This window comes from Mycobacterium sp. 1245805.9 (genome assembly GCF_001672915.1).
Lineage (GTDB): Bacteria > Actinomycetota > Actinomycetes > Mycobacteriales > Mycobacteriaceae > Mycobacterium.
Map to the genome: position 1 here is coordinate 1 of NZ_LZKR01000214.1, position 23,764 is coordinate 23,764.

Annotated in this window: 22 protein-coding genes and 2 pseudogenes; 20 read left to right on the top strand and 4 right to left on the bottom strand. The window is 70.8% G+C overall.

The window, feature by feature from the left end; translation table 11 throughout:
- The 3 genes and pseudogenes from A9X00_RS27200 to A9X00_RS27210 form a co-directional block, all read left to right on the top strand.
- Window positions 1-335 (top strand): annotated as a pseudogene (locus A9X00_RS27200) (acyl dehydratase); the annotation flags it as partial.
- 25 nt (window positions 336-360) lie between these two features.
- A complete protein-coding gene (locus A9X00_RS27205; RefSeq protein ID WP_067160834.1) occupies window positions 361-1,551 on the top strand; it encodes a CoA transferase in 1,191 nt (396 codons plus the stop codon).
- Window positions 1,545-2,849 carry an amidohydrolase family protein gene (locus A9X00_RS27210; protein ID WP_067160837.1) on the top strand — a complete coding sequence of 435 codons (1,305 nt, stop codon included), beginning with the start codon at window positions 1,545-1,547 and terminating at the stop codon, window positions 2,847-2,849. Before A9X00_RS27205 ends, A9X00_RS27210 begins: the two co-directional genes overlap by 7 nt.
- 7 nt (window positions 2,850-2,856) lie before the next feature.
- Here A9X00_RS27210 and A9X00_RS27215 read toward each other — a convergent pair whose 3' ends face one another.
- The gene (locus A9X00_RS27215; protein WP_067160840.1) at window positions 2,857-3,759 is read right to left on the bottom strand and encodes an alpha/beta hydrolase; all 903 of its coding nucleotides are present in this window, start codon (window positions 3,757-3,759) and stop codon (window positions 2,857-2,859) included.
- 205 nt (window positions 3,760-3,964) lie between these two features.
- On the opposite strand from A9X00_RS27215, the gene A9X00_RS27220 reads away from it, so the two are divergent.
- The 11 genes from A9X00_RS27220 (at window position 3,965) to A9X00_RS27270 (ending at window position 16,388) form a co-directional block, all read left to right on the top strand.
- Window positions 3,965-6,079: a molybdopterin oxidoreductase family protein gene (locus tag A9X00_RS27220; protein ID WP_067160843.1), complete on the top strand. Its 2,115-nt coding sequence runs from the start codon at window positions 3,965-3,967 to the stop codon at window positions 6,077-6,079.
- Window positions 6,076-6,429, top strand: a complete 354-nt coding sequence (locus tag A9X00_RS31555; RefSeq protein WP_067160846.1) for a molybdopterin oxidoreductase — start codon at window positions 6,076-6,078, stop codon at window positions 6,427-6,429. The genes A9X00_RS27220 and A9X00_RS31555 overlap by 4 nt, the downstream gene beginning before the upstream one ends.
- 18 nt (window positions 6,430-6,447) lie before the next feature.
- Complete coding sequence (gene nirB / locus A9X00_RS27230; protein ID WP_067160849.1) at window positions 6,448-8,967, top strand: nitrite reductase large subunit NirB; 2,520 nt, start codon at window positions 6,448-6,450, stop codon at window positions 8,965-8,967.
- Window positions 8,964-9,296, top strand: a complete 333-nt coding sequence (locus A9X00_RS27235) for a Rieske 2Fe-2S domain-containing protein (RefSeq protein ID WP_067160852.1) — start codon at window positions 8,964-8,966, stop codon at window positions 9,294-9,296. Before nirB ends, A9X00_RS27235 begins: the two co-directional genes overlap by 4 nt.
- A 117-nt stretch (window positions 9,297-9,413) precedes the next feature.
- The gene (locus A9X00_RS27240) at window positions 9,414-10,154 is read left to right on the top strand and encodes an alpha/beta fold hydrolase (RefSeq protein WP_067160887.1); all 741 of its coding nucleotides are present in this window, start codon (window positions 9,414-9,416) and stop codon (window positions 10,152-10,154) included.
- A 174-nt stretch (window positions 10,155-10,328) separates the two neighbouring features.
- The gene (locus A9X00_RS27245) at window positions 10,329-10,982 is read left to right on the top strand and encodes an SAM-dependent methyltransferase (protein WP_067160855.1); all 654 of its coding nucleotides are present in this window, start codon (window positions 10,329-10,331) and stop codon (window positions 10,980-10,982) included.
- Window positions 10,979-12,268 (top strand): molybdopterin-dependent oxidoreductase, encoded by a 1,290-nt coding sequence (locus A9X00_RS27250; RefSeq protein WP_082975560.1) that lies wholly within the window; start codon window positions 10,979-10,981, stop codon window positions 12,266-12,268. Before A9X00_RS27245 ends, A9X00_RS27250 begins: the two co-directional genes overlap by 4 nt.
- A gap of 1 nt (window position 12,269) precedes the next feature.
- Window positions 12,270-12,767: a hypothetical protein gene (locus tag A9X00_RS27255; RefSeq protein WP_067160858.1), complete on the top strand. Its 498-nt coding sequence runs from the start codon at window positions 12,270-12,272 to the stop codon at window positions 12,765-12,767.
- Window positions 12,768-12,882: 115 nt separating this feature from the next.
- Complete coding sequence (locus A9X00_RS27260) at window positions 12,883-14,088, top strand: alpha/beta hydrolase (RefSeq protein WP_067160861.1); 1,206 nt, start codon at window positions 12,883-12,885, stop codon at window positions 14,086-14,088.
- A 44-nt stretch (window positions 14,089-14,132) separates the two neighbouring features.
- The gene (locus tag A9X00_RS27265) at window positions 14,133-15,542 is read left to right on the top strand and encodes a wax ester/triacylglycerol synthase family O-acyltransferase (protein ID WP_067160864.1); all 1,410 of its coding nucleotides are present in this window, start codon (window positions 14,133-14,135) and stop codon (window positions 15,540-15,542) included.
- Window positions 15,543-15,605: 63 nt separating this feature from the next.
- Complete coding sequence (locus A9X00_RS27270; RefSeq protein ID WP_067160867.1) at window positions 15,606-16,388, top strand: crotonase/enoyl-CoA hydratase family protein; 783 nt, start codon at window positions 15,606-15,608, stop codon at window positions 16,386-16,388.
- On the opposite strand, the gene A9X00_RS27275 is transcribed toward A9X00_RS27270, so the two are convergent.
- Complete coding sequence (locus A9X00_RS27275) at window positions 16,385-16,975, bottom strand: TetR family transcriptional regulator (RefSeq protein WP_067160892.1); 591 nt, start codon at window positions 16,973-16,975, stop codon at window positions 16,385-16,387. The genes A9X00_RS27270 and A9X00_RS27275 overlap by 4 nt on opposite strands.
- Before the next feature lie 101 nt (window positions 16,976-17,076).
- Between A9X00_RS27275 and A9X00_RS27280 the strand changes: the two genes are divergently transcribed.
- The 3 genes from A9X00_RS27280 (at window position 17,077) to A9X00_RS27290 (ending at window position 19,475) form a co-directional block, all read left to right on the top strand.
- Window positions 17,077-17,616: an isoprenylcysteine carboxylmethyltransferase family protein gene (locus A9X00_RS27280; protein WP_067160870.1), complete on the top strand. Its 540-nt coding sequence runs from the start codon at window positions 17,077-17,079 to the stop codon at window positions 17,614-17,616.
- A gap of 66 nt (window positions 17,617-17,682) precedes the next feature.
- On the top strand, window positions 17,683-19,182 hold the full coding sequence (locus A9X00_RS27285) for a class I adenylate-forming enzyme family protein (RefSeq protein ID WP_067160872.1): 1,500 nt from the start codon (window positions 17,683-17,685) through the stop codon (window positions 19,180-19,182).
- Window positions 19,179-19,475, top strand: a complete 297-nt coding sequence (locus tag A9X00_RS27290) for a hypothetical protein (RefSeq protein ID WP_067160875.1) — start codon at window positions 19,179-19,181, stop codon at window positions 19,473-19,475. The genes A9X00_RS27285 and A9X00_RS27290 overlap by 4 nt, the downstream gene beginning before the upstream one ends.
- Before the next feature lie 28 nt (window positions 19,476-19,503).
- Here the strand turns inward: A9X00_RS27290 and A9X00_RS27295 are convergent.
- Window positions 19,504-20,912: pseudogene (locus A9X00_RS27295) on the bottom strand (PE family protein); the annotation flags it as partial.
- A 101-nt stretch (window positions 20,913-21,013) separates the two neighbouring features.
- On the opposite strand from A9X00_RS27295, the gene A9X00_RS27300 reads away from it, so the two are divergent.
- From A9X00_RS27300 to rfbA, 3 genes are read left to right on the top strand one after another with little or no spacing between them, the layout of a single operon-like run.
- Entirely contained in the window at window positions 21,014-21,769 is a 756-nt protein-coding gene (locus A9X00_RS27300) for a maleylpyruvate isomerase family mycothiol-dependent enzyme (RefSeq protein ID WP_067160878.1), read from the top strand.
- 28 nt (window positions 21,770-21,797) lie between these two features.
- The gene (locus A9X00_RS27305; RefSeq protein WP_067160881.1) at window positions 21,798-22,166 is read left to right on the top strand and encodes a nuclear transport factor 2 family protein; all 369 of its coding nucleotides are present in this window, start codon (window positions 21,798-21,800) and stop codon (window positions 22,164-22,166) included.
- Between the two features lie 21 nt (window positions 22,167-22,187).
- Window positions 22,188-23,057 (top strand): glucose-1-phosphate thymidylyltransferase RfbA, encoded by an 870-nt coding sequence (gene rfbA / locus A9X00_RS27310; protein WP_067160884.1) that lies wholly within the window; start codon window positions 22,188-22,190, stop codon window positions 23,055-23,057.
- Here rfbA and A9X00_RS27315 read toward each other — a convergent pair.
- On the bottom strand, window positions 23,005-23,764 hold a 760-nt coding region (locus tag A9X00_RS27315; protein WP_197515285.1), incomplete at its 5' end, for a YibE/F family protein. The two genes, rfbA and A9X00_RS27315, sit on opposite strands and share 53 nt — an antisense overlap.

Genomic DNA, 23,764 nt, shown 5'->3' on the forward strand with positions numbered 1-23,764 from the left:
CCCGGCTCACCCTGAACATCGCTGCCACACACCACGATTCGCGGGTCGGCGGGCGCCGGCTGGTGTACGGCGGACACACCATCGGGCTGGCGCTCGCGCAGGCCAGCAGGCTGCTGCCCAACCTCGCGACGGTCCTGGGTTGGCAGTCCTGCGATCACACCGGTCCGGTGCACGAGGGCGACACCCTCTACAGCGAACTGCACGTCGAGACCGCGCGGCCGACCGGGCACGGCGGGGTGCTGGGGCTGCGATCGGTGGTCTACGCCGTCGCCGATGCGGAGGGCGAGCCCGACCGGCCGGTGCTGGACTGGCGGTTCGACGCGCTGCATTTCTGAGTCGCGCGCCCCGGCCGCGCGCACAATGGTGGGCGTGACATCGGCGTCGTCAAGCTGGGGCAGCAGCGGGCTGGCCTGCCTGACCGGCCTGCCCGACGGGCCGCCCGACTTCTCCAGGGCCAACGTGCTGGCCCGCGCCGAGGAGGTGGCCACGGCCATCCGCCGCGGGACGGGCGTCCCCATCGACCCGGCCGGCCTGCTGGCGGGTCGGGCGGCCCTGCTCGGGTTGACGCGCCGCGGCCGGGTGTCCGCCGGGGGTGCCAGCCGGTTGCTGCCGGCCCGGGACGGCTGGTGCGCGATCACGCTGTCGCGCCCCGACGACGTCGCCGCCGTGCCCGCGTTCCTGGAGACCGACGAGGCCCTGGCCGATCCGTGGCCGGGGCTGCAGCGCTGGGCCGCAACGCGTCCGGTGTCCGCGGTCGTCGAACGGGCGGGGCTGCTCGACATTCCGGCGGCCGCGCTCGGCGAGGTCGCCGCCGCGTCGCCGCGGGTGCTGCACCTGGGCTACCGGGCGCAGCCGCGCGAGCTGGCGGGCCTGCTGGTGGTCGATCTGTCCTCGATGTGGGCGGGACCGCTGTGCGGGCAGCTGTTGGCACGCGGCGGGGCGACCGTCGTCAAGGTGGAAAGCCCGCGCCGCCCGGACGGCACCCGAGGCGGAAACCCGGCCTTCTACGACTGGATGAACGGCGAAAAGCTGTCTTACTGCGTGGATTTCGACGACCACGCCGGCGAGCTGCGCGAGCTGCTCGCCGTGGCCGACATCGTGATCGAGGGCTCGCGGCCCGCGGCACTGGCACGGCGGGGGCTCGGACCGCAGGACGTCGCCCCGCGGGCGGGCCGAATCTGGTTGCGCATCAGCGGATATGACGACGCCAGGCCCGCGTTCGGCGACGACGCCGCGGTGGCCGGCGGCCTGGTGGGTACCGCAGCCGGTGGGCCGGTGTTCTGCGGTGACGCCATCGCCGACCCGCTGACCGGGCTGGAGGCGGCGCTCGTGGTGCTCGAATCGCTGTGCCGGGGCGGCGGGGAGCTGATCCACGTGTCCATGGCCGCGGTCGCCGCGACCCATGCGGCGTTGCCGACCGAGGAGTCGGGCGCACCGTACCCGGCGCCGCCACCGCGGCCACCGGCGGTCCGCCGCCCGGCGGCCCAACTCGGCGCCGACAACGCTGCCGTGCGCCGCATGGTCTCCGAAAGGCGCTGCCCATCATGCTGATTCACCGCGCCACGTTGCTGGACGGCCGAACGGTCGACATCCGCGTCGGCGCGCAGATCGAGGAGATGGGCGACGGCCTGGTCGCCGGCGAGGGGGAGGGCGTGCTGTACGCCGGCGGCGGAACGGTCCTGCCCGGTCTGCACGACCACCATGTGCACCTGCGCTCGGCCGCGTCGGCGCTGGATTCGTTCTTCGTCGGGCCGCCCGGGGTCAGCACCAAAGACCAGCTGACGCAACTGCTTTCGAACGCGACGCCGGGCCCGGACGGGTGGATTCGCGCCGTCGGCTACCACGAGTCCGTCGCCGGCGAGCTCGACCGCACGGCCCTCGACGCCGTCGTGCGCGACATTCCGGTGCGCATCCAGCACCGCAGCGGCGCGCTGTGGATCCTCAACTCCGAGGCGCTGGGCCGGGTCGGCCTGCCCGACCACCCCGACGGCCGCCTGCGCAGCGCGGACCGGGGCTGGTCGGACGCGCTGGCGCAGCGCGAAACCGACCTGGCCGAGCTCAGCCGCCGCATCACCGCGACCGGCGTCACCGGGGTCACCGACGCCACCCCCGACCTGGGTGCCGACGACATGGTCGCGCTGTTGGTCGCGCACCGCCGCGGCGAGTTCCGGCCTCGGCCAAGCTTTTTGGCGCCGGGCAAGAAGATCCTGCACGACGACCGCCTGGACCTGGACGCCCTGACGGCCTGGATCGCCGACCGGCACGGGGAGGGCCGCCCGGTCGCCGTGCACTGCGTCACGGCGGCCCAACTGGTGGTTACGATCGCGGCCCTGCGCGCCGCCGGTAGCCATCCGCTGGATCGCATCGAGCACGCCGCGGTGGTGCCCGACGACAACCTGGCCGACCTGGCCGACCTCGGCGTAACCGTGGTGACACAGCCCAACTTCGTGGCCGAGCGCGGCGACCAATACCTCGCCGATGTCCCCGCCGCCGAGCATCCGCAGCTGTGGCGGGTGGCGTCCCTGCTCGACGCGGCCGTGCCGGTGGCGTTGTCCACCGACATGCCGTTCGGCCACGGCGACCCGTGGACGGCGATGCGGGCCGCGGTGTACCGCACCACGCCCAGCGGCGCCGTACTCAACGGGAACGAATGCGTCCCGGCGCGAACGGCTTTGACGATGTTCTTGGGCCGGCCCGACGATCCGGGCCGGCCGCGGTCGGTCGAAACCGGTCAGCCGGGCGATCTTTGCGTGCTGACCGAGCCGCCCGAGACGGCACTGGCCGAGCTGGACGCCGGCATGGTGGCGGCCACCGTCATCGGCGGCGAACTCGTCTACTTCGCCATGTGACCGGCGCTCAGGCGGCCGGGGCGAGCGCGGCGCGCAGACTTTCGCACTGGCTCTCGAAAAACTGTCGCGCCACCGAAGTTTTGCGTGCCACCACATCGAAGCCGTGGAACGCGCCGGGAACCACCTCGACCTGACACGGCACCCCCGCGTCGACCAGGCGCCGGGCGTAGGCCAGGTCCTCGTCGTGAAACAGGTCGTGCGTGCCGACGCCGATCCACGCCGGCGGCAACCCGCTGAGGTCGTCGCGGCGGCCCGGCACGGCGACGCGCGGGTCGGCGCCGCCGAGGTAGGCGGTCCAGCCGAACCGGTTGCTGCGCGCGCTCCAGAGGCGGTGGTTCGGGCTTGGGCCGCCGGCCGAACTTCGGTCGTCCAGCATCGGGTACGCCAACACCTGGAACGCCGGGCTCACCTCGCCGCGGTCCCGGGCCAGCAGCGCCAGCGCCGCCGCCAGGCCACCGCCCGCACTGGCGCCGGCGATCGCGACCCGGTGGCGGTCCACCGCGGGCAGGCCGGCGAGCCAGGTGAGCGCCGAATAGCAGTCCTCCAGCGGCGCGGGATACGGATGTTCGGGCGCCAGGCGGTATTCCACCGACGCGACCGTCATGCCCAGCCTCCTGCTGAAGCGGCGGCACAGCCAGTCGTCCTGCTGGGCGTTGCCGATCACGTACCCGCCGCCGTGAATCCACAGCAACGCGGGGGAAGCTTCCGTCGCACCGGGGGTACGGAACAGCCGGACGCCGGCGCCCGATCCCAGGGTGATCGCCTCGACATCGGACGGGCCGGGTTTGCGCCGGCGCTCGCGCAGGCCGCCCAGGGCCCGCATGATCGGCAGGCTCCGCGGACCGATCAGATGCCGTGGGGCGAAGCGGGCGGTGCGGCGCAGGTCGGGGTGAACGTCGTCGTTCGGCACCGGCCCAGTATCACCGAGGCGAACGCAGCGACGCAGCCGGGGCCGTGAGCGCGCGGTAGTCGTCCGGACAATCGGGGGAAATACCTCCGAAACACGCGCCACGTAACTTCGAGATCGTAAGCGCCGATCGGGAGGCGACATGGGGGGTACATCCAGCCGAGCCGGCCGAATCCGCGCCGGCTTACCAGCTAAGCGGTGATCGCCGATGGCGCCGACGCCGACGAAAACACATTGCCCGTACTGTTCGTTGCAGTGCGGGATCACGCTCGACGTGTCCGCGGGGCCCTCGAAGCCGCCCGTGCTTGCGCCGCAAGGCGACTTCCCGACCAATCGGGGCGGATTGTGCGCGAAAGGCTGGACCGCGGCCGAACTGCTCGGGCATCCGGAACGGCTGCGGCGACCGCTGGTTCGCGACGCGCGCGGCGCCCCGCTGCGCGGGGCGACCTGGAATGAGGCGCTGGAACGGATCGTCGCGGCCTTCCAGAAGACGCAGCAGCAGTATGGCCCCGACGCGGTCGGATGTTTCGGCGGCGGGGGCCTGACCAACGAAAAGGCCTACCAGCTCGGCAAGTTCGCGCGGGTCGCGCTGCGCACCTCGGCGATCGACTACAACGGCCGGTTCTGCATGTCCTCGGCGGCCGCGGCGTCGAACAGGTCGTTCGGCATCGACCGCGGGTTGCCCTTTCCGCTCGCCGACATCGCGGAGGCCGACGTCATCCTCCTCGTCGGCGGTAACCCCGCCGAAACGATGCCCCCGGCGATGCAATATTTCGATGCGGGCCGCGCCCGCGGCGCCAAGCACATCGTCGTCGACCCGCGCCGCACCGCCACCGCAGCTCGCGCCGACCTGCACCTGCAGCCCGTCCCCGGAACCGACCTGGCCCTGGCCAACGGAATGCTCAATGTCATTGCCCGCGAGGGGCTTATCGACGACGAATATGTCGCCGAGCGGACCACCGGGTTCGAGGCGGTGCGCCGCGCGGTGCGGCTGTACTGGCCCGATCGGGCGGAACGGATCACCGGCGTGCCCGAGGCCGACATCGTGGCAGCGGCGCGGATGCTGGCGGGGGCCGACCGGGCGATGATCCTGACCGCGCGCGGGGCCGAGCAACACAGCTCGGGCACCGACACGGTGCAGGCTTTCATCAATCTCGCGCTGGCGCTGGGCTTGCCGGGGCGCCCCTACAGCGGGTTCGCGACGATCACCGGCCAGGGCAACGGCCAAGGCGGCCGCGAACACGGGCAAAAATGCGACCAGCTGCCCGGCTACCGCCGGCTCGACGACCCCGACGCGCGCGCCCACGTCGCGCGGATATGGGGTGTCAACCCGGCCGACCTGCCGTCGTCCGGCCAGTCGGCCTACGAGATGCTCGGCGGCATCGGCGCTCCGGCCGGGGTGCGGGCGCTGTGGGTGCTGGCCTCCAACATCGTTGTCTCGGCGCCCAACTCGCTGCACGTTGCCGAGAAGATGGGCGAGCTCGACTTCCTGGTGGTGTCCGACATCTTCCTGTCCGAGACCGCGGCGCTGGCCGATGTGGTGCTACCCACCACCCAGTGGGCCGAAGAGTCGGGCACTATGACCAACCTGGAGGGCCGGGTGATCCTGCGTCGGGCCGCTCTGACGCCGCCCGACGAGGCGCGCAGCGACCTCGACGTGATGGCCGACCTGGCGAAGCGCCTGGGGGTACACGGATTCTCGGCCGACCCGCGGGAGGTCTTCGAGGAGCTGACCCGTGCGAGCCAGGGCGGAAAGGCCGACTACCGGGGGATCAGCTACGAACGCATCGCCGCCGACAACGGCGTGTTCTGGCCCTGCCCGTCGCCGTTATACCCCGACACCCCGCGACTGTTCGTCGAGGACTTCCCGACACCCGACCGCCGGGCCCACTTCCATCCCGTCGAACAACCCGGCGCCGCCGAGGTCCCGGATGACGAATTCCCGTACCACCTCACCACCGGCCGCGTGTCGAGCCAGTACCAATCGGGGACCCAAACGCGCAGGGTCGCAAAACTTGCCGAGGCGGAGCCCGAGCCGGTGGTCGAGCTTCACCCGACGTTGGGCAGCCGCGTTGGCGTCGGCAGCGGCGACAAGGTGCGGCTGAAGACGCGCCGGGGCGAGGTCGTGATGACGGCGCGGATGAACGACGGCATCCGCCCCGACACCGTGTTCGCGCCGTTCCACTGGGGCGGCGCGGCCAGCATCAACCGGCTGACCAACCCGGCCCTGGACCCGCATTCGCGGATGCCGTCGTTCAAAGTCTGCGCGGTCTCGGTGTCCAACGCCGCGAAATCCGATACACCGGAAGGAGATGAGACATGAGTGATGGCAGCACCCCTCGATTCCTACAGGGAGCGTTCACCTTCGACGGCAAGGGGTACGAGTCGCCGTCCCTGCTGGACGCGTCGCTGCGCTACGTCGTGCCGGCCGGGGCGATCACCCAGCCGGTCTACTTCCGCGGCGGCAACAGCACCGACGAGCTGGTCACCATCGTGCTGATGCGCGACGGCGCGCCGATGCGCTACTTCCCGATCGGGGCCAAGGACGCCGTGCACGTGCCCCTTCGGGTCGTCGAAGACCTGATCGTCGACACCGTCGTCGAGGTGTTCGTCGCCGCCCCCGACGGGCTGAGCGGCACCGTGTTCGTCGACATCGGCCTCGTCGAAATCTAGAGCGCGGCAGGGGGTTCCATGACGACATTGGTAGAGCCCGAAACCAACGGCCACAGCCCCGCCGCCCTGGCCAGCCTGGTGGTGGTCGGCAACGGCATGGCGGGCGCACGCGCGCTGGAGGAGATCCTCGCCCGCGGCGGCGCAGAGCAATTTGCGATCACCGTTTTCGGGGACGAACCCTACGGCAACTACAACCGGATCCTGCTGTCCAACGTGCTGGCCGGTTCCGACGACGCCGGGGAGATCTACCTCAACCCGCTGGACTGGTACGCCGAGAACCACATCGACCTGCGCGCCGGGGTGCGGGTGGTGCGCATCGATCCGTTCGCGCACCTGGTGCACGCCGACGACGGCACGACGGTGCGCTACGACAAGCTGCTGCTGGCCACCGGCAGCCGGGCGTTCTTCCCGCCGGTCGACGGCATCTGGCAGGACAACAAGACGCTGGCGCCGGGCGTGTTCGGATTCCGGACGATCGACGATTGCCGCGCGATGATCCGGTTCGCCGAAGGGCGAAGCAGGGCAGCGGTTATCGGCGGTGGGCTGCTCGGCCTGGAGGCCGCGCGGGGCCTGCAGAACCGGGGCCTGCAGGTCGGCGTGGTGCAGGGCGGCCCGGCGTTGATGAACGCCCAGCTCGACGACCAGGGCAGCGCCATCCTGCGGCGCCTGGTCGAGGCGCTGGGCATCGAGGTGCACACCGGCAAGCGGACGATCAGGATGCTGACCGAGGGCGGCCTGCCGTCGGCCATCGAATTCGACGATGGCAGCACGCTGCCGTGCGACATGCTGGTGATGGCCGCCGGCATCCGGCCCAACGTCGGGTTGGCCATGCGCGCCGGCCTGACCGTGGAACGCGCCATCGTCGTCGACGACCACATGCGCTCGGTCGACGACGACGACATCTATGTGGTGGGCGAGTGCGCGCAGCACCGCGGACAGGTCTACGGGCTGGTCGCACCGCTGTGGGAGCAGGCCGGCGTGCTGGCCGACCACCTGACCGGCACCAATCCCGCTGCGGCATACCATGGTTCACGCACCGCCACCAAGCTGAAGGTGGCCGGCGTCGACGTGGCGGCGATGGGGGTGAAGACGCCCGAGCGCGACGACGACGAGTTCGTCCAGTACTCCGAGCCCAGGCGCGGCGTGTACAAGACCGTGGTGGTGCGCGACGACAAGCTGATCGGGGCGACGCTGGTCGGCGACGTCAGCAAGGTGGCGTTCCTGATGCAGGCCTTCGACCGCCGGCTTCCGCTGCCGCCCGAGCGGGTCTCGCTGATGTTCGACCTCGGTACCCCGGACGCGGCCACGGGCGCCGCCGAATTGGCGGACGACGCCCAGGTGTGCAACTGCAACGGGGTGAGCAAGGCCGCGATCGTGCGCTGCGTCAAGGACGGCCAGGCCTCGGTCGAGGGCGTCATGTCGGCGACCCGCGCGGGCAAGGGCTGCGGGTCGTGCAAGGGCCTCGTCGCCCAGGTCGTCGAATGGGCGGCCTCGGAAACCGGGGTCACGGTTTCCCAAGGCGCGGAAGCCAATTGGTACGTCCCGGGCGTCCCCTATGAAAAGCCGGAGTTGATGGCCAAGATCCGCGAACTCGAGCTGCACTCGGTGGCGTCGGTGTTCGCCGCGCTGGCGCCGGACGGCCGCGAGGACGCCGGGTCGAAGATGGCGCTCGCCTCGCTGCTGCACATGATGTGGGGCGACGAGTTCGTCGACGAACCCGACGGCCGGTTCATCAACGACCGCGTGCACGCCAACATCCAGCGCGACGGCACCTTCTCGGTGGTGCCGCAGCTCAAGGGCGGCGTGACGAGCTCGGAGCAGCTGCGCAAGATTGCCGACGTCGCCGACAAGTATCAGATCCCGATGATCAAGCTGACCGGCGGCCAACGCATCGACCTGCTCGGGGTGCGCAAGGAGGACCTGCCGTCGGTGTGGGCCGACCTCGGGATGCCGTCGGGGTACGCGTACGGCAAGAGCTTCCGGACCGTGAAAACCTGTGTGGGAAGCGACTTCTGCCGCTACGGATTGGGCGACTCGACGGCGTTGGGCATCGCAATCGAGGAGCGCTTCCAGGGCATCCCGAGTCCGGCCAAGATGAAGCTGGCGGTGACCGGGTGCCCGCGCAACTGCGCCGAGGCGCTGTGCAAGGACCTGGGCGTCGTGGCCATCGACGGCGGGCAATGGCAGATCTACGTCGGCGGCGCGGCCGGCGCGCACGTCCGCAAGGGCGACCTGCTGGCGACCGTGGACACCCCGGAAGAGGTCATCGCGCTCACCGGCCGGTTCCTGCAGTACTACCGGGAGAACGCCGGCTGGCTCGAGCGCACCTACACCTTCGTGCCGCGGCTGGGCATCGAACGGATCCGGCAGGTGGTGGTCGAGGACAGCGACGGCATCGGCGCCGACCTCGACGCGCGCATGCAGAAATCGGTCGATTCCTACCGCGACCCATGGGGAGAGAGCCGAAACCGTCCCGCGCCCAACCAGTTCCAGTCGTCCCTCCCGCTGATCCCGCTGCCGCAGGTGCCGGTGCGATGACCGAGGTGACGTTGGGCGACGTGGACGACATCCCGCTGGGCGGGGGCCGCGCCTACGCGGTCCAGGGCAGGCAGATCGCCGTCTTCCGCCTGCGTGACGGCTCGCTGCGGGCGATCGACGCCGTGTGCCCGCACCGCGGGGGCCCGCTGGCCGACGGGCTCAGCGATGCCAGGGTCGTCGTCTGCCCATTGCACGGCTACACCTACGACCTGCAAACCGGATGCGAGGTCAGTAACGGCGGTGCGGGGGTCGCCGCGTATCCCGTGCGCGCCGACGATGCCGGAACGATCCGGCTGCGCCTGGAAAGCGGCGTCCCCCACCCGGCTTGAGGTAAACCGCGGGCGGCATAGGCTGGCGAAGTGAGCGAGCTGGCGTCGCGGCTGGTCGATACCGCGCTGGGCACGATCCGCATCCGAGTCAGCCCCGGCACCGGGCCCGCGGTGCTGATGTGGCCCAGCCTGCTGATGACCGGTGACCTCTGGGCCGGCCAGGCCGCGCGCTTCGGTCAGACAAACCGCCTGGTGCTCATCGACCCGCCCGGCCACGGCGGCAGCGCGCCCCTGCACGCGGCGTTCAGCTTCGCCGACTGCGCGCGCTGCGTCGTCGACCTGCTGGACGGGCTCGGCATCGACAAGGCCCACTTCGTCGGAAACTCGTGGGGCGGGATGATCGGCGCCACGTTCGCCGCCCGCCATCCCGAGCGTCTGGACCGCGCCGTCTTGATGAACTGCACGGCATCGAAAGCCGGTGTCGTGCAAAGGGTTCGATTTGCCGCCATGTTGCGGATCGCGACGGCGCTGGGCGGCATCCGGCCGCCGCTGACGCGGCCGGCGGTGCGCGGCTTTCTCGGTCCGACGTCGCTGCGTGGCCGGCCGGAGGTGGTCGAAACGGTCCTTGCGAACCTGCGCGCCGTGGACGTCGATTCGGTCCGCTGGGCGGTCCGCAGCGTGGTGCCCGACCGGCCGGACCAACACGCCCTGCTGGCTCGCGTGGCCGCCCCGGTGCTGGTGGTCGCCGGCGCCGAGGACGCCACCTTCCCGGTGGCGGAAACCCGGGCCATGGCGGACTCGATCCCAGGCGCGTCGTTCACCGTGCTCGACGGCGTCGCGCACCTGGCCGCGCTGGAAGACCCGGCCCGGGTGAACCGGCTGCTGGACGAGTTCTTGTTCGACGCAGTTTCGTCCTAGACCCGTCCGCGTCGGTTTCGGCGCCGAATAACCCGCGTGAACCATGCGGTTAGCCGATCGCGGATCGGGGTATCGATCCGGTTGATCGAAACGCTGGCGTATCCCAAAAACATCCCCCACCGGGGCCGAGGCGCGTCCGGTTCGCCCGGTCGCGAACGATGCGAGAGGCGTGGCATGCTGGGGCATCTTTACGATCGGGCGCTCGGTGGCGAGAGATGTTGGGTCCGGCACGAGGACGGCGAGGTTCGCCCGCTGCCGGCGCATCGATGGCTGGGCGAGCGATGTCCGGACAGCCCGCCGCGCGATGCCTGCGACGACGTCTTCGACGAGGCGGTGACGCAGATGTGCGCCGGGCCGACGATCGAGCTGGGATGCGGGCCGGGGCGGCTGGTCGCCAGGCTGATCCAGCGGGGGATACCCGCGCTCGGCATCGACCGGTCGGCGGCGGCGATCCGCCTGGCGGGCCGCGGCGGCGCGCCCGCGCTGCTGGGCGACGTGTTCGAGCCGCTGCCCGGGACGGGTTGCTGGCAGACGGTTCTGCTGGTCGACGGCAACGTCGGGCTGGGCGGTGACCCGCGGCGGATCCTGGCCCGCGCCGCCGAGCTGCTGGGCCGCGGGGGGCGCTGCGTGGCCGAGTTCGAGACGGACGCCGTCGGGATCCGTCCGCGCTGGGTGCGTCTGGAGACGGACCGCGACGTGGGGCCGTGGTTCCGGTGGGCGACGGTCGGTGTCGACAGCGCCGCGACGCTGGCCGCGCAGGTCGGCCTGACGCTGACCGGCGTCCGGCTGATCGGCGGCCGGGTCATCGCGAACCTGGCCGCCCGGTGAGCGACTACGGGTTTCCCGGCGGGCTGTGGCGCGTGCTGGACCGGCACCCACCGCCGGGCGCGGAGCGCCTCGGCCGTTTTCGGAGCCCGCTGCGCGGCCCGTGGCTGACATCGGTGTTCGGGCTGGTGCTGCTGATCGTCCTGCCGATCGTCATCCTCACCGGGCTGCTGTCCTACATCGCCTACGGGCCGCGGCTCGGCCAGGCGATCCCCGCCGACGTCGGCTGGCTGCGCCTGCCGGTATTCGACTGGCCCACGCGCCCGTCGTGGTTATACCGGCTGACCCAGGGTCTGCACGTCGGGCTGGGCCTGCTGATCATCCCGGTGGTGCTGGCCAAGCTGTGGTCGGTGATCCCGCGGCTGTTCGTGTGGCCGCCGGCCCGCTCGATAGCCCAACTGCTGGAACGGTTGTCGTTGCTGATGTTGGTCGGTGGGGTGCTCTTCGAGATCGTCACCGGCGTGCTGAACATCCAGTACGACTACATCTTCGGGTTCAGCTTCTACGACGCCCACTACTTCGGGGCGTGGGTCTTCATCGCCGGGTTCCTGATGCACATCACGCTCAAGATCCCGCGCATGATCACCGGGTTGCGCTCGCTGCCGCTGCGAGAAGTGTTGCGCACCAACCGAGCCGACACACGCCCGGAAGCACCCGATCCCGACGGCCTGGTGGCCGCCGACCCGGCCGAACCGACGATGAGCCGGCGCGGCGCGCTGGCGCTGGTCGGCTCCGGGGTGGCGCTCGTCGGCGTGCTGACGGCCGGTCAGACCCTCGGCGGGGCCTCGCGCGGCGCCGCCCTGCTGGTGCCGCGCGGTCGGGGCAACGACTTCCCGGTCAACAAGACCGCCGTCGCCGCGGGCATCGCGCCCGAAAGCGTCGGCGCGAGTTGGCGATTGGTCCTGCGCAGCGGGGCCTCGGTGGTGGTGCTGGACCGGGACACGCTGGCCGGGATGGCGCAGCACACCGCGCGGCTGCCGATCGCGTGCGTCGAGGGCTGGTCGACCTTGCAGACGTGGAGCGGGGTCCGGCTGGCCGAGCTGGCCCGACTCGTCGGGGTGCCCGTCGCGCGGTCGGCGCGGGTGGCGTCGCTGCAACGGGGCGGCGCGTTCGGCGAGGCGACGTTGCAGCCCAACCAGGTTCGCGACCCGGACGCCCTGCTGGCGCTGCGGGTCAACGGCGCCGACCTGTCACTGGATCACGGCTACCCGGCGCGGATCATCGTGCCGGCGCTGCCCGGGGTGCACAACACCAAATGGGTGGCTTCCATCGAGTTCGAGCCGAGCTGAGATGTCCGGATTCTCGCGACGCTTCGGGACGGTCTACGGATCCGGCCCGCTGCACCTACTGACCATGCTGTCCGGGTTCGCGCTGCTGGGCTACGTCCTGGCCACCTTCAAGCCGGCGACGCTGTGGAACTCCGGCACCTGGTGGCAGTCGATCGCCGTCTGGCTGGCGGCCGCCGTGATCGCCCACGACCTGTTGCTGTTCCCGCTCTACGCGCTGGCCGACCGGGCGCTGTTCGCGCGGGCCCGCCCGTCGCGTGAGCGAAACGTCAGCGCCCGCAACCACATTCGGGTCCCCGCCCTGGGTGCCGGACTGACGCTGCTGATCTTCCTGCCGGGCATCATCGAGCAGGGCGCCCCGACCTACCGGGCCGCCACCGGGCAAACCCAGGAGCCGTTTCTGGGCAGGTGGCTGCTGCTCACCGCGGCGATGTTCGCGGTCAGCGCCGTGTGTTACGCCGCCCGACTCGCCGTGGCCCGTCGGCGCGTCAATGGCAAATAGCAACAATCCGCAGTAAAGGGAAAAGCATCGCAGCAGCAAATCATGCACCGGCCGAGCGACGCTCTCTAACGGAATCGTCAGTTTCAGCCGTCCGCGCAGGGGTACAGTCCCGTACATGACTGCGAGGGCACCCCGCATGACACCCTGCGTGAAGTGGTTGCTGCGGGCCGGTCCCGCCGACTACATGTTGGCCCTGAGCGTGGCGAGCGCTTCGCTGCCGGTCGTCGGAAAGCGCCTGGAACCGCTGGGCGCGCTGACCGCGATGGGCGTCTGGGGCGCCCGTCACGCGCCGGAAGCCCTGGCCGCGCTGAGGAAGGATTGGCTGAACCCCGGCGTCAACGATTCGCGCCGGCAGGACCGGGAGAGCATCCAAGAGGTCTCCGTCGCGGCGCTGCGGGGAGTCGTGGCGGCCGCGGACCTCGACCTCGACTGGCCCACCGCCGAGCGGACCCCGCCGATCTGGGACGCGATGCGCCGGCGCCGCTACCTGTACCGCCGCGGCGTCCACTACGGCGACCATCCCGCGCAGGTGCTCGACGTCTGGCGGCGCAAGGACCTGCCCGCTCAGCCCGCGCCGGTCCTCATCTTCGTGCCGGGCGGCGCCTGGGTGCACGGCAAGGCCATGGGGCAGGGCTCCGCGCTGATGTCCCGGCTGGCCGAGCAGGGCTGGGTGTGCCTGGCGATCGACTACCGCGTCGCGCCGCACCACCGCTGGCCGCGCCACATCACCGACGTCAAGACCGCCATCGCGTGGGCGCGCGCCAACGTCGACAAGTTCGGCGGCGACCGCAATTTCGTTGCGGTGGCGGGCTGTTCGGCGGGCGGCCACCTGTCCGCGCTGGCGGGACTGACCCCCGACGACACCGCGCATCAGGCGGAACTGCCCGAGGGCGCCGACAGTTCGGTGGACGCCGTGGTCGGCATCTACGGCCGCTACGACTGGGAGGACCGTTCCACCCCCGAGCGGGTCCGGTTCGTCGACTTCCTGGAGCGGGTCGTCGTGAAGAAGTCGATCGCCCGTCACCCCGAGGTGTTCCGCGACGCGTCGCCGATCGCGCGGGTGCATCGAAATGCGCCGCCGTTCCTGGTGATTCACGGCAGCAAGGACAGCGTCATCCCGGTCGAGCAGGCGCGCAGCTTCGTCGAACGGCTGCGCGCCGTGTCGCATTCGATAGTCGGCTACCTGGAACTGCCCGGGGCGGGCCACGGGTACGACCTCATCGACGGGGAGCGGGCCGGCGCGTCGGCGCACGCCGCCTCGCTGTTCCTCAACCAGGTCTACCGCACCAAAATCCAGATCGGCGCCAAAGAGGTTATCTAGAGACCCGCCGCTGGGTAATGTCCCCCTATGGGTAAGGGGCAGCGGTGAAAAGGCTCAGCGGCTGGGACGCGGTATTGCTCTACAGCGAGACGCCGAACGTGCACATGCACACCATCAAAGCCGCGGTGATCGAGCTGGCTCCGGATCGGCGTGACTTCGACATCGAGGCCTTCCGCCAGGTGCTCGCCGGCCGGCTGAACAAGCTCGAGCCGTTCTGTTATCAGCTCGTCGAAATCCCGTTCAAGTTCCACCACCCGATGTGGCGGGAGAACTGCGAGGTCGACCTCGAATACCACATCCGGCCGTGGCGGCTGCCAGAGCCCGGCGGCCGTCGCGAATTGGACGAGGCGATCGGGCGGATCGCCAGCACCCCGCTCGACCGCACCCGGCCGCTGTGGGAGATGTACTTCATCGAAGGCCTGGCCAACAACCGGATCGCGGTGGTCGGCAAGATCCACCACGCGCTCGCCGACGGCGTCGCCTCGGCGAACCTGCTGGCCCGCGGCATGGACATCCAGCCGGCGCCCGAGGGTCGAGCGTACAAGTCGGATCCGGCCCCCACCCCGCGGCAGCTGATGAGTTCGGCGTTCGCCGATCACCTGCGACACCTCGGGCGAATCCCCGCGACGATCCGCTACACCGCCGAGGGACTGGGCCGAGTGCGGCGCAGCTCGCGCAAGCTGTCCCCGGAACTGACCCGGCCGTTCGAGCCGCCGCCGACCTTCATCAACCACAAGATCACCGCGGAGCGCAGGTTCGCCACCGCGACGCTGGCGCTCGCCGACGTCAAGGAGACCGGTAAGCGGCTCGGCGCGACCATCAACGACATGGTGCTGGCGATGGCGACCGGGGCGCTGCGCACCCTGCAACTGCGCTACGACGGCCAGGCTGTGCCCGTGCTCGCGTCGGTGCCGATGAGCTTCGACTTCTCGCCGGAGCGCATCTCCGGCAATCGGTTCACCGGCGTGCTGGTCGGCCTGCCGACCGACTCCGACGACCCGCTGGAGCGGGTCCAGTGCAGCCACGAGAACGCCATCGCCGCCAAGGAAAGCAACCAGCTGATGGGGCCCGAGCTGGTCAGCCGGTGGGCGGCCTACATGCCGCCCGCACCCACCCAGGCCTTCTTCCGGTGGGCCGCCGGCCGCGACGGGCACAACAAGGTCCTCAACCTGAACATCTCCAACGTGCCCGGCCCCCGGGAGCGCGGTCGGGTGGGCGGCGCGCTGGTCACCGAGATCTACTCGGTGGGTCCGCTGACCGCCGGCAGCGGCCTCAACATCACCGTGTGGAGCTACGTCGATCAGCTCAACATCTCGGTGCTCTCCGACGGGGCCACCCTCAAGGACCCGCACGAGGTGACCGAGGCCATGGTCGCCGACTTCGTCGAAATACGCAGGGCCGCAGGTCTTTCCGAGCAGCTGACGGTCGTCGAGGCGGCGATGGCGCCGGCCTGAGGGCCGACCGTTACCATCGGTCGGATAAGCAGCCACCCCTACCCGAAGGAGCTGTCCGGCACCGTGAGCGAAGAGGCCACCAATTCCGAACCCGAAGTCCTGGTCGAACAGCGGGACCGGATCCTGATCATCACCATCAACCGGCCAAAGGCCAAGAACGCGGTCAACGCCGCGGTCGCCCGGGGCCTGGCCGACGCCGTGGATCGGCTCGACGGCGACACCGGCCTGTCGGTGGGAATCGTGACCGGCGCGGGCGGCTCGTTCTGCGCGGGCATGGACCTCAAGGCCTTCGCGCGCGGCGAAGTGCCCATCGTCGAGGGCCGCGGCATGGGCTTCACCGAGCGCCCGCCGGTCAAGCCGCTCATCGCCGCGGTGGAAGGCTACGCGCTGGCCGGGGGCACCGAGCTGGCGCTGGCCACCGACCTGATCGTGGCCTCGCGGGACTCGGCTTTCGGCATCCCCGAGGTCAAGCGGGGGCTGGTCGCCGGCGGCGGCGGGCTGTTGCGGTTGCCCGAGCGCATCCCGTCGGCCATCGCGATGGAGCTGGCGCTGACCGGCGACAACCTGTCCGCCGAGCGCGCCCACGAGCTGGGGATGGTCAACGTGCTGGCCGAACCGGGCAAGGCGTTGGACGCCGCCATCGAGCTGGCCGAGAAGATCGCCGCCAACGGCCCGCTCGCGGTGGCCGCCACCAAGCGCATCATCGTCGAGTCCCGCGGCTGGACCCCGGAGAACCGGTGGGAGGAGCAGAACAAGATCCTCGGTCCGGTGTTCGTGTCCAACGACGCCAAGGAGGGCGCGATCGCCTTCGCGGAGAAGCGCCCGGCGCGCTGGACCGGCACCTAACCGGCCAGGTAGCGCTGCACCGTCGGCCCCAGCCAGCCGACCAAGTCGTCGATGCTGGTGGACGCCAGCGGCTCGATCTTGAGTTGATAGCGGGCGAACGCGAGCCCGGCCAGGTGGCTGGCCACCAGCTCGACGCGTAGTTCGGCGTCGGCCACCCCGAATTCCGCCGCGACCCGCTCGGCGATCGGTCCGGCGAGGCTGTCGTGCAACACCTTTCGCGCCTGGGGGTGGATGGCCGCCGAACGCCACAGCGTCATGAACGGCTCGAAGACGGCCCCTTCCTCCCAGTGCTCGAGGAAGCGCCGCACCAGCCGCGGGCCGATCTGCTCGGTGCCCTCGTCGAGCAGCGTGGCCAGCTGGTGCAGCGGGTGCTCGGGCCCGGTCAGCGTCGACGCCGTGAAAAGCCCCTCCTTGCTGTCGAAGAAGTAATAGACCATCGCGACGTCCACGCCGGCGTCGGCGGCGATCGCGCGGACCGTGGCCTTCTCGTACCCGTCGCGCATGAAACGTTCGCGCGCCGCGTCGATGATGCGCTTCCTGCTCTGCTGACCGGTCCGCCACCGGCCCGCCCGCCGCGCCTCCGCCATGCCCGTCAGCATACTTCAACAACCGTTGACCTATGCGTGGCCGGCGCGTAGACTGACTTTGTTCAACGATGGTTGAAGTAATAACGGGAGAGGAGAAGGCGATGGCGACGAACACGCGCGAACGACGGCTCTGGTGGCGGCACCTGATGTCGGTCCTGCTTTTTCCGGTGACGGTGACGATCGTCGTCCCGGCGCTGATCGTGTTTCCGGCCGGCCTGCGGGCGCCGCACTTCGGTGTCGCGCTGACGGTGGGACTGGTCGTGGTCGGCTGCTCGCTGATCGCCGCCGGCCTGGCCCTGATGGTCTGGACGAACGTGCTGTTCGACCGGGTGGGCGAGGGGACCCTCGGGCTCGGGCCGGTGATGGGGGAGCCGGTGCACCTGGTCGTGCGCGGGCCGTACCGCCACGTGCGCAACCCCATGATCACCGGTGTGCTCTGCATCCTGCTGGGCGAGGCGGCCCTGACCGCGTCCGGTGCGCTGCTGGCATGGTTCGCGATCTTCTTCGCGTTCCAGGCGACGGCCATTTGGTTCTGGGAGGAGCCCCACCTCGCCGGGCGCTACGGCGACGAGTACCGCGCCTACCGGCGCAACGTCCCGCGCTGGATCCCCCGCATCTCGGCCTGGGACCCGAACCGGTAGCAATAGCTAGATGGCTTACACTGTCCGCTAGATTTGTAAAGGGCGGGGATCCACGAAGGATCGAGGATGAGCATTTCGTTGCTGCTGGAGATGGCTGCGTCGAGCAACCCCGAACGCACGGCCGTCGTCTCTGGCGAGTTGCGGCTGACCACGCAGCAGCTCAGCGATCTGGCCGACGGCGGCGCCGGCGTCATCGCGGCATCCGGTGCCAGGCACGTGGCCTACGTGGGTACCGGCGGCGCGATGCTGCCGGTGCTGATCTTCGCCGCCGCGCGCGCCGGGTTGGCCTTCACGCCGCTCAACTACCGGCTCTCCGCGGACGGGATCCAGGCGCTGATCGAGCGGCTGCCCGAGCCGCTGGTGATCGTCGACGACCGCTACCGCGACATGATCGGGGACTCGTCGGGGCGGGTGATGTCGTCGGACGAATTCCTGGCGGCCGCGCGCGAAAGCGAGCCTGCTGCGGAGTTTGCCGACCCGGAGTCCGTCGCGATCGTGCTGTTCACGTCGGGCACCACGTCGGCGCCCAAGGCCGTCGAGCTCTCGCACAACAACCTGACCAGTTACGTCACCGGAACCGTCGAATTCGAGTCGGCCGAACCCGCCGACGCCGCGCTGATCTGCGTGCCGCCCTACCACATCGCCGGGGTCAGCGCCGCGCTGTCGAACCTGTATGCCGGCCGAAAGATGGTCTACCTGCCCAACTTTGACGCCGAGGAATGGGTGCGGCTGATCGACGCCGAGAAGGTGACCACCGCGACCGTGGTGCCCACCATGCTGGACCGCATCGTCACCGTCCTCGAGCGCGGCGGGCACGAGCTGCCGTCGCTGCGCAGCCTGGCCTACGGCGGATCCAAGGTCGGCCTGCCACTGGTGCGCCGGGCGCTCGAACTGCTGCCGCACGTGGGCTTCGTCAACGCCTACGGGCTGACCGAGACGAGCTCGACGATCGCGGTGCTGGGTCCCGACGACCACCGCGAGGCGCACGCCGCGTCGGCCGACCACGTCGCCAAGCGGCTGGGCTCGGTCGGGCGGCCGGTGCCCGGCATCGAGCTGCAGATCCGCGGCGAGGACGGCACGGTGCTGGGGCCGGGGGAGACCGGCGAGCTGTTCGTGCGCGGCGAGCAGGTGTCGGGACGCTACACCGGGATCGGCTCGGTGCTCGACGACGACGGCTGGTTCCCGACCCGCGACGTCGCCCTGCTCGACGAGGACGGCTACCTCTTTATCAGCGGGCGTAGCGACGACACCATCATCCGCGGCGGGGAGAACATCGCACCCGCCGAGCTGGAGGAGGTGCTCATCGAGCACGCCCACGTGCGCGACGTCGCGGTGGTGGGCGTCGAGGATCCGCAGTGGGGCCAGGCGATCGTGGCGGTGGTGGTGCCGGTCGCCGGGATCGATCCCGACCCCGAGGAGCTGCGCGAGCATGTCCGCAAGAGTTTGCGCGGGTCGCGCACGCCCGACCGGGTAGTCTTTCGCGACGAGCTGCCGACCACACCCACCGGCAAGGTCCTGCGCCGCGAAATCGTCGAAAATCTCCGAACATTAGGAACGCCGAAATGATCAAGAACGGAACCCGCCTCGCCAGCCAGGTGTGCGACACCCAGATCATCGTGGTCCGCAGCGCCGACAGCCTCGACGACCTGCGCTGCGGTGGCGCGCCGATGGTGCCGATCGGCGGCGAGCGCTCCGGCGAGCTCGACCCGGCGTTCTCCGACGGCACCGTGATGGGCAAGCGCTACGTCGACGAGACCGGCGCCGAGGTGCTGGTGACGAAGCCCGGTGCCGGCAGCCTGAGCATCGGTCAGACCGCCCTGCAGCTCAAAGAGGTCAAGCCGCTGCCCGCCAGCGACTGACGGCTTACGGGCCCGCGTGCCCGTCGGGGCCGGGGATCCCGAGAAGCAGCCCGCCGTTGCCGCCCACCCCGGGAGTAGCGCCGGCGCCGGCGCTGTTGCCGCCGGTGCCGCCGGCGCCGAGGAGTTGGGCGTTTCCGCCGTCGCCGCCGTTGGCCTTGCCGCCCACGCTTACCCCGCCGTTGCCGCCGTTACCGCCGCCGCCGAAGACCCCACCGTTGCCGCCATGGCCGCCCTGACCGCCGTTGAATGCGGCGGTGGCGCTCTGGCCTCCGTTGCCGCCGTCCCCGCCGTGGCCGAACAACCCGACGGCGTTGCCGCCGGCACCGCCGGGACCGCCAACGTTGAGGTCCGACTGTCCCCCGTTGCCGCCATGTCCGCCGTTGCCGAGCAACGTGCCGCCGTTGCCGCCGGCACCGCCGACCGCGCCGAACTGGCCGTTCCCGCCCGCGCCGCCGTTGCCGATCAGGCCGGCATTGCCGCCGTGGCCCGATTTGCCGCCGAAGCCGGCGCCGCCGTCACCGCCGTTGCCGTGAACAACCCGCCGGCGCCGCCGTCGCCGCCGGCACCGAGCAGGCCACCGTTCCCGCCGGCCCCGCCATTACCCCCGGCTGTTACGCCCGTGCCGCCGGCCCCTCCCGCGCCGCCCGTCGGCTGGGTCGGCCCGCCGATCCCGCCATTGCTGGCCAGGCTGAACACTCCGCCGTTGCCGCCGGCGCCGCCGTTGCCGCCGGCGCCGCTGGCCGAGAGCCCGCCCGCGCCGCCGGCGCCGCCGGCGCCGAAGATCCCGCCCGTCCCGCCGTTGCCGCCGTTCCCGCCGTTGACACCGAAACCGTTCGAGAACCCGCCGGCACCGCCGGCGCCGCCGGCGCCGAACAGCGCGCCGGCCCCGCCGTTGCCGCCGTTGCCGCCGTTGCCACCCGACCAGCCCGCGCCGCCCGCGCCGGCCGCGCCGAGCAGCCCGGCGGCGCCGCCGTTGCCGCCGTTGGGGTGGCTGGCCCCGCCCGAACCGCCGGCCCCGCCGTTGCCGATCAGGATTCCGGCGTCGCCGCCGTTCTGCCCGGTTCCCGGGGCCCCGTTGGCGCCGTTGCCGACCAGCGGACGCCCGAACAGCGCCTCGGTGGGCGCGTTGATGGCGTCCATCAGGGTCTGCTGGACGTTGGCGGCCTCGGCGCCGGCATACGAGGCCGCACCCCCGCCCAGCGCCTGCACGAACTGGTCGTGAACCGCCGCCGCCCGAGCAGTCAGCGCGTGAAAGTCCAGCGCCTGGTCGGAAAACAGGGATGCGACCGCCGCCGACACCTCGTCGGCGCCCGCGGCCACCACCCGCGTCGTCGGGGCGGCCGCGGCCGCGTTGGCGGTGCTCACGGTCGCACCGATGCGAGCCAAATCCGAAGCCGCCGCCCCCAGCGCCTCCGGTACCGCGATCACAAACGACATGCCCCCGCCTTTCATCAGTCGCTGCCACGACGGACGTTATCCGCAACGGGGACTTGCCGCATTGGATCAAGCCGGTCGGGGCCGGCGAGTAGCCTGGCCGCGTGGACTACGCCGCCGAGTTCCTCAACGAAAACCGGGCCTTCGCGGAGCTTTTCCGCGGTGTCGACGAGTCCACGCCCGTGCCGACGTGCCCGGGCTGGAACGTCACCCAGCTGCTGCGCCATGTCGGGCGCGGCGATCGGTGGGCGGCGCAGATCGTGCGCGACCGGCTCCAGGAATACCTGGATCCCCGCAGCGTCGAGGGCGGCAAGCCGCCACCGGATCCGGCCGACGCGATCTCCTGGCTGCACGGCGGCGCGCAGTGGCTGGTGGACGCCGTCGAGTTGTCGGGCGTGGAAACCCCGGTGTGGACGTTCCTCGGGACGCGCCCGGCGAACTGGTGGGTCCGGCGCCGGCTGCACGAGACGGCGGTGCACCGCGCCGACGCCGCGATCGCGACCGGCAGCGAGTTCACCCTCGGCGCCGACATCGCGGCCGACGCGATAACGGAATGGCTTGAGCGCGTGGCGATTCAGGCCGGAAGCGACGGGGCGCCGCTGCCGCTCGAGGTCGGCAGCACCCTGCACCTGCACGCCACCGACCCGGGGTTGGGCGACGCCGGCGAATGGACCATCGGTGTGGACGGCGGCGCGATCACCTGGTCGCACGCGCACGGCAAGGGCAGCGCGGCGCTGCGCGGCGGCGCCACCGAGCTGTTGCTGGCGCTGGTTCGCCGGGTCTCGCTGGCCGACACCGGTATCGAGCTGTTCGGGGACGACGCCGTGTGGCAGAACTGGCTGGACCGTACTCCTTTATAACTTTGGCGGACACGGTAGCTTGCTGACCATGAGCACATCGGAGATCGCCACCGTTCTGGCGTGGCACGACGCCCTCAACGCCTCCGACCTGGAAACCCTGGTGGCCTTGTCCAGCGAGGACATCGAATTCGGCGACGCCCACGGGGCCGGGCAGGGCCACGAGGCGCTGCGTCAATGGGTGTTTTCCCGCAAAGGCACGGCCGAACCCGGCCGGATGTATGTGCACGACGGCGTCGTGGTCGTCGAGCAAAAGGTCACCACCCCGGAGGGCGCCGTGACGAACGCCGCCGCGGCCTTCCGGGTGGTCCACGACCACGTCACCTCGATCTTCCGGCACGAGGATCTGGCGGCGGCGCTGGCCGCGACGGAACTCACCGAGTCCGACCTCGTAAATTAGGGCCCGAACAGAGAGGCACTTATGCGTGGGATCATCCTGGCCGGCGGGTCGGGCACCCGTCTGCATCCGATCACGATCGGCATCAGCAAGCAGTTGTTGCCTGTCTACGACAAGCCGATGGTGTACTACCCGCTGTCCACGCTGATGATGGCCGGCATCCGCGACATCCTGGTGATCACCACCCCGCGCGACGCGGCCGGCTTCGAGCGGTTACTCGGTGACGGCTCGCAATTCGGCATCAACCTCAGCTACGTCCAGCAGCACGAACCCGAGGGCCTGGCACAGGCTTTCGTGCTCGGCGCCGACCACCTCGGCAACGACTCGGCGGCTTTGGTGTTGGGGGACAACATCTTCTACGGCCCGGGCCTGGGCACCAGCCTGAGCCGCTTCCAAAACATAAGCGGCGGAGCGATTTTCGCCTACTGGGTGGCCAACCCGTCGGCCTACGGTGTCGTCGAATTCGGCGACGACGGCATGGCGCTGTCGCTGGAGGAGAAGCCGGCCACCCCGAAGTCCCAATACGCCGTGCCGGGCCTGTACTTCTACGACAACGACGTGATCGAGATCGCCAAGAACCTGAAGAAATCGGCGCGCGGCGAGTACGAGATCACCGAGGTCAACCAGATCTACCTCAACCGCGGCCGGCTGTCGGTTGAGGTGATGGCCCGCGGGACGGCGTGGCTGGACACCGGCACCTTCGATTCGCTGCTGGACGCCAGCGACTACGTCCGCACGCTGGAACGGCGGCAGGGGCTGAAGGTCAGCGTGCCCGAGGAAATCGCCTGGCTGCAGGGCTGGATCAGCGACGATCAGCTGGCCAAGCGTGCGCAGACCCTGGTCAAGTCCGGTTATGGCGACTACCTGTTGGGGCTGCTGGAACAGCGGCGCTGACCGGGCCCGGCTCTGAGCCGGGTGTCGCCAGCGCCGCCGCGATGGCCGTCGTCAACGGCACCGACAGCGCCAGCGCGATGCCGCCGACCGCGGAGCGGGCGAGTTCGATGGCCACGCTCTCGCTGATCAGCACGTCACCCAGCGAGCGATTCGAGACGCTGAACAGCAGCAGCAACGGGAGCGACGTGCCGGCGTAGGCGAGCACCAGCGTGTAGACCGTGCTGGCGATGTGGTCGCGTCCCACCCGGATGGCGCCCACGAAGATGGCCCGCCGGGAGCCGCCGAGGTGGGCGAGCTCGAACACCGTCGACGCCTGCGTCACGGTCACATCGTTGAGCACACCCAGCGACCCGATGATGAACCCGGCAAGTAGCAGCCCGCTGATCGACACGTTGCCCAGATACGCCGAGACCTGGCCGTTCTGGTCGTCCGACAGGCCGGTGAGATGGGCCAGATCGACTGCGGCCCAAGATAATCCGGCGGCCAGTAGCAGCGCCGACAGGGTGCCCAGCAGGGCGGCGCTGGTCCGCAGGCTCACCCCGTGGGCGAGGTAGATCACCGCGTAGAGGATGACCGCGGACGCCACCAGCGCGACGGGGACGGCGGGCGCGCCGTCGCGCAGCGCCGGCAGCAGGAACACCACCAGCACCAGGACCGCGACGACGATGCCGACCAGCGCGAGCAGCCCGCCGCGCGGGCCACGGCGA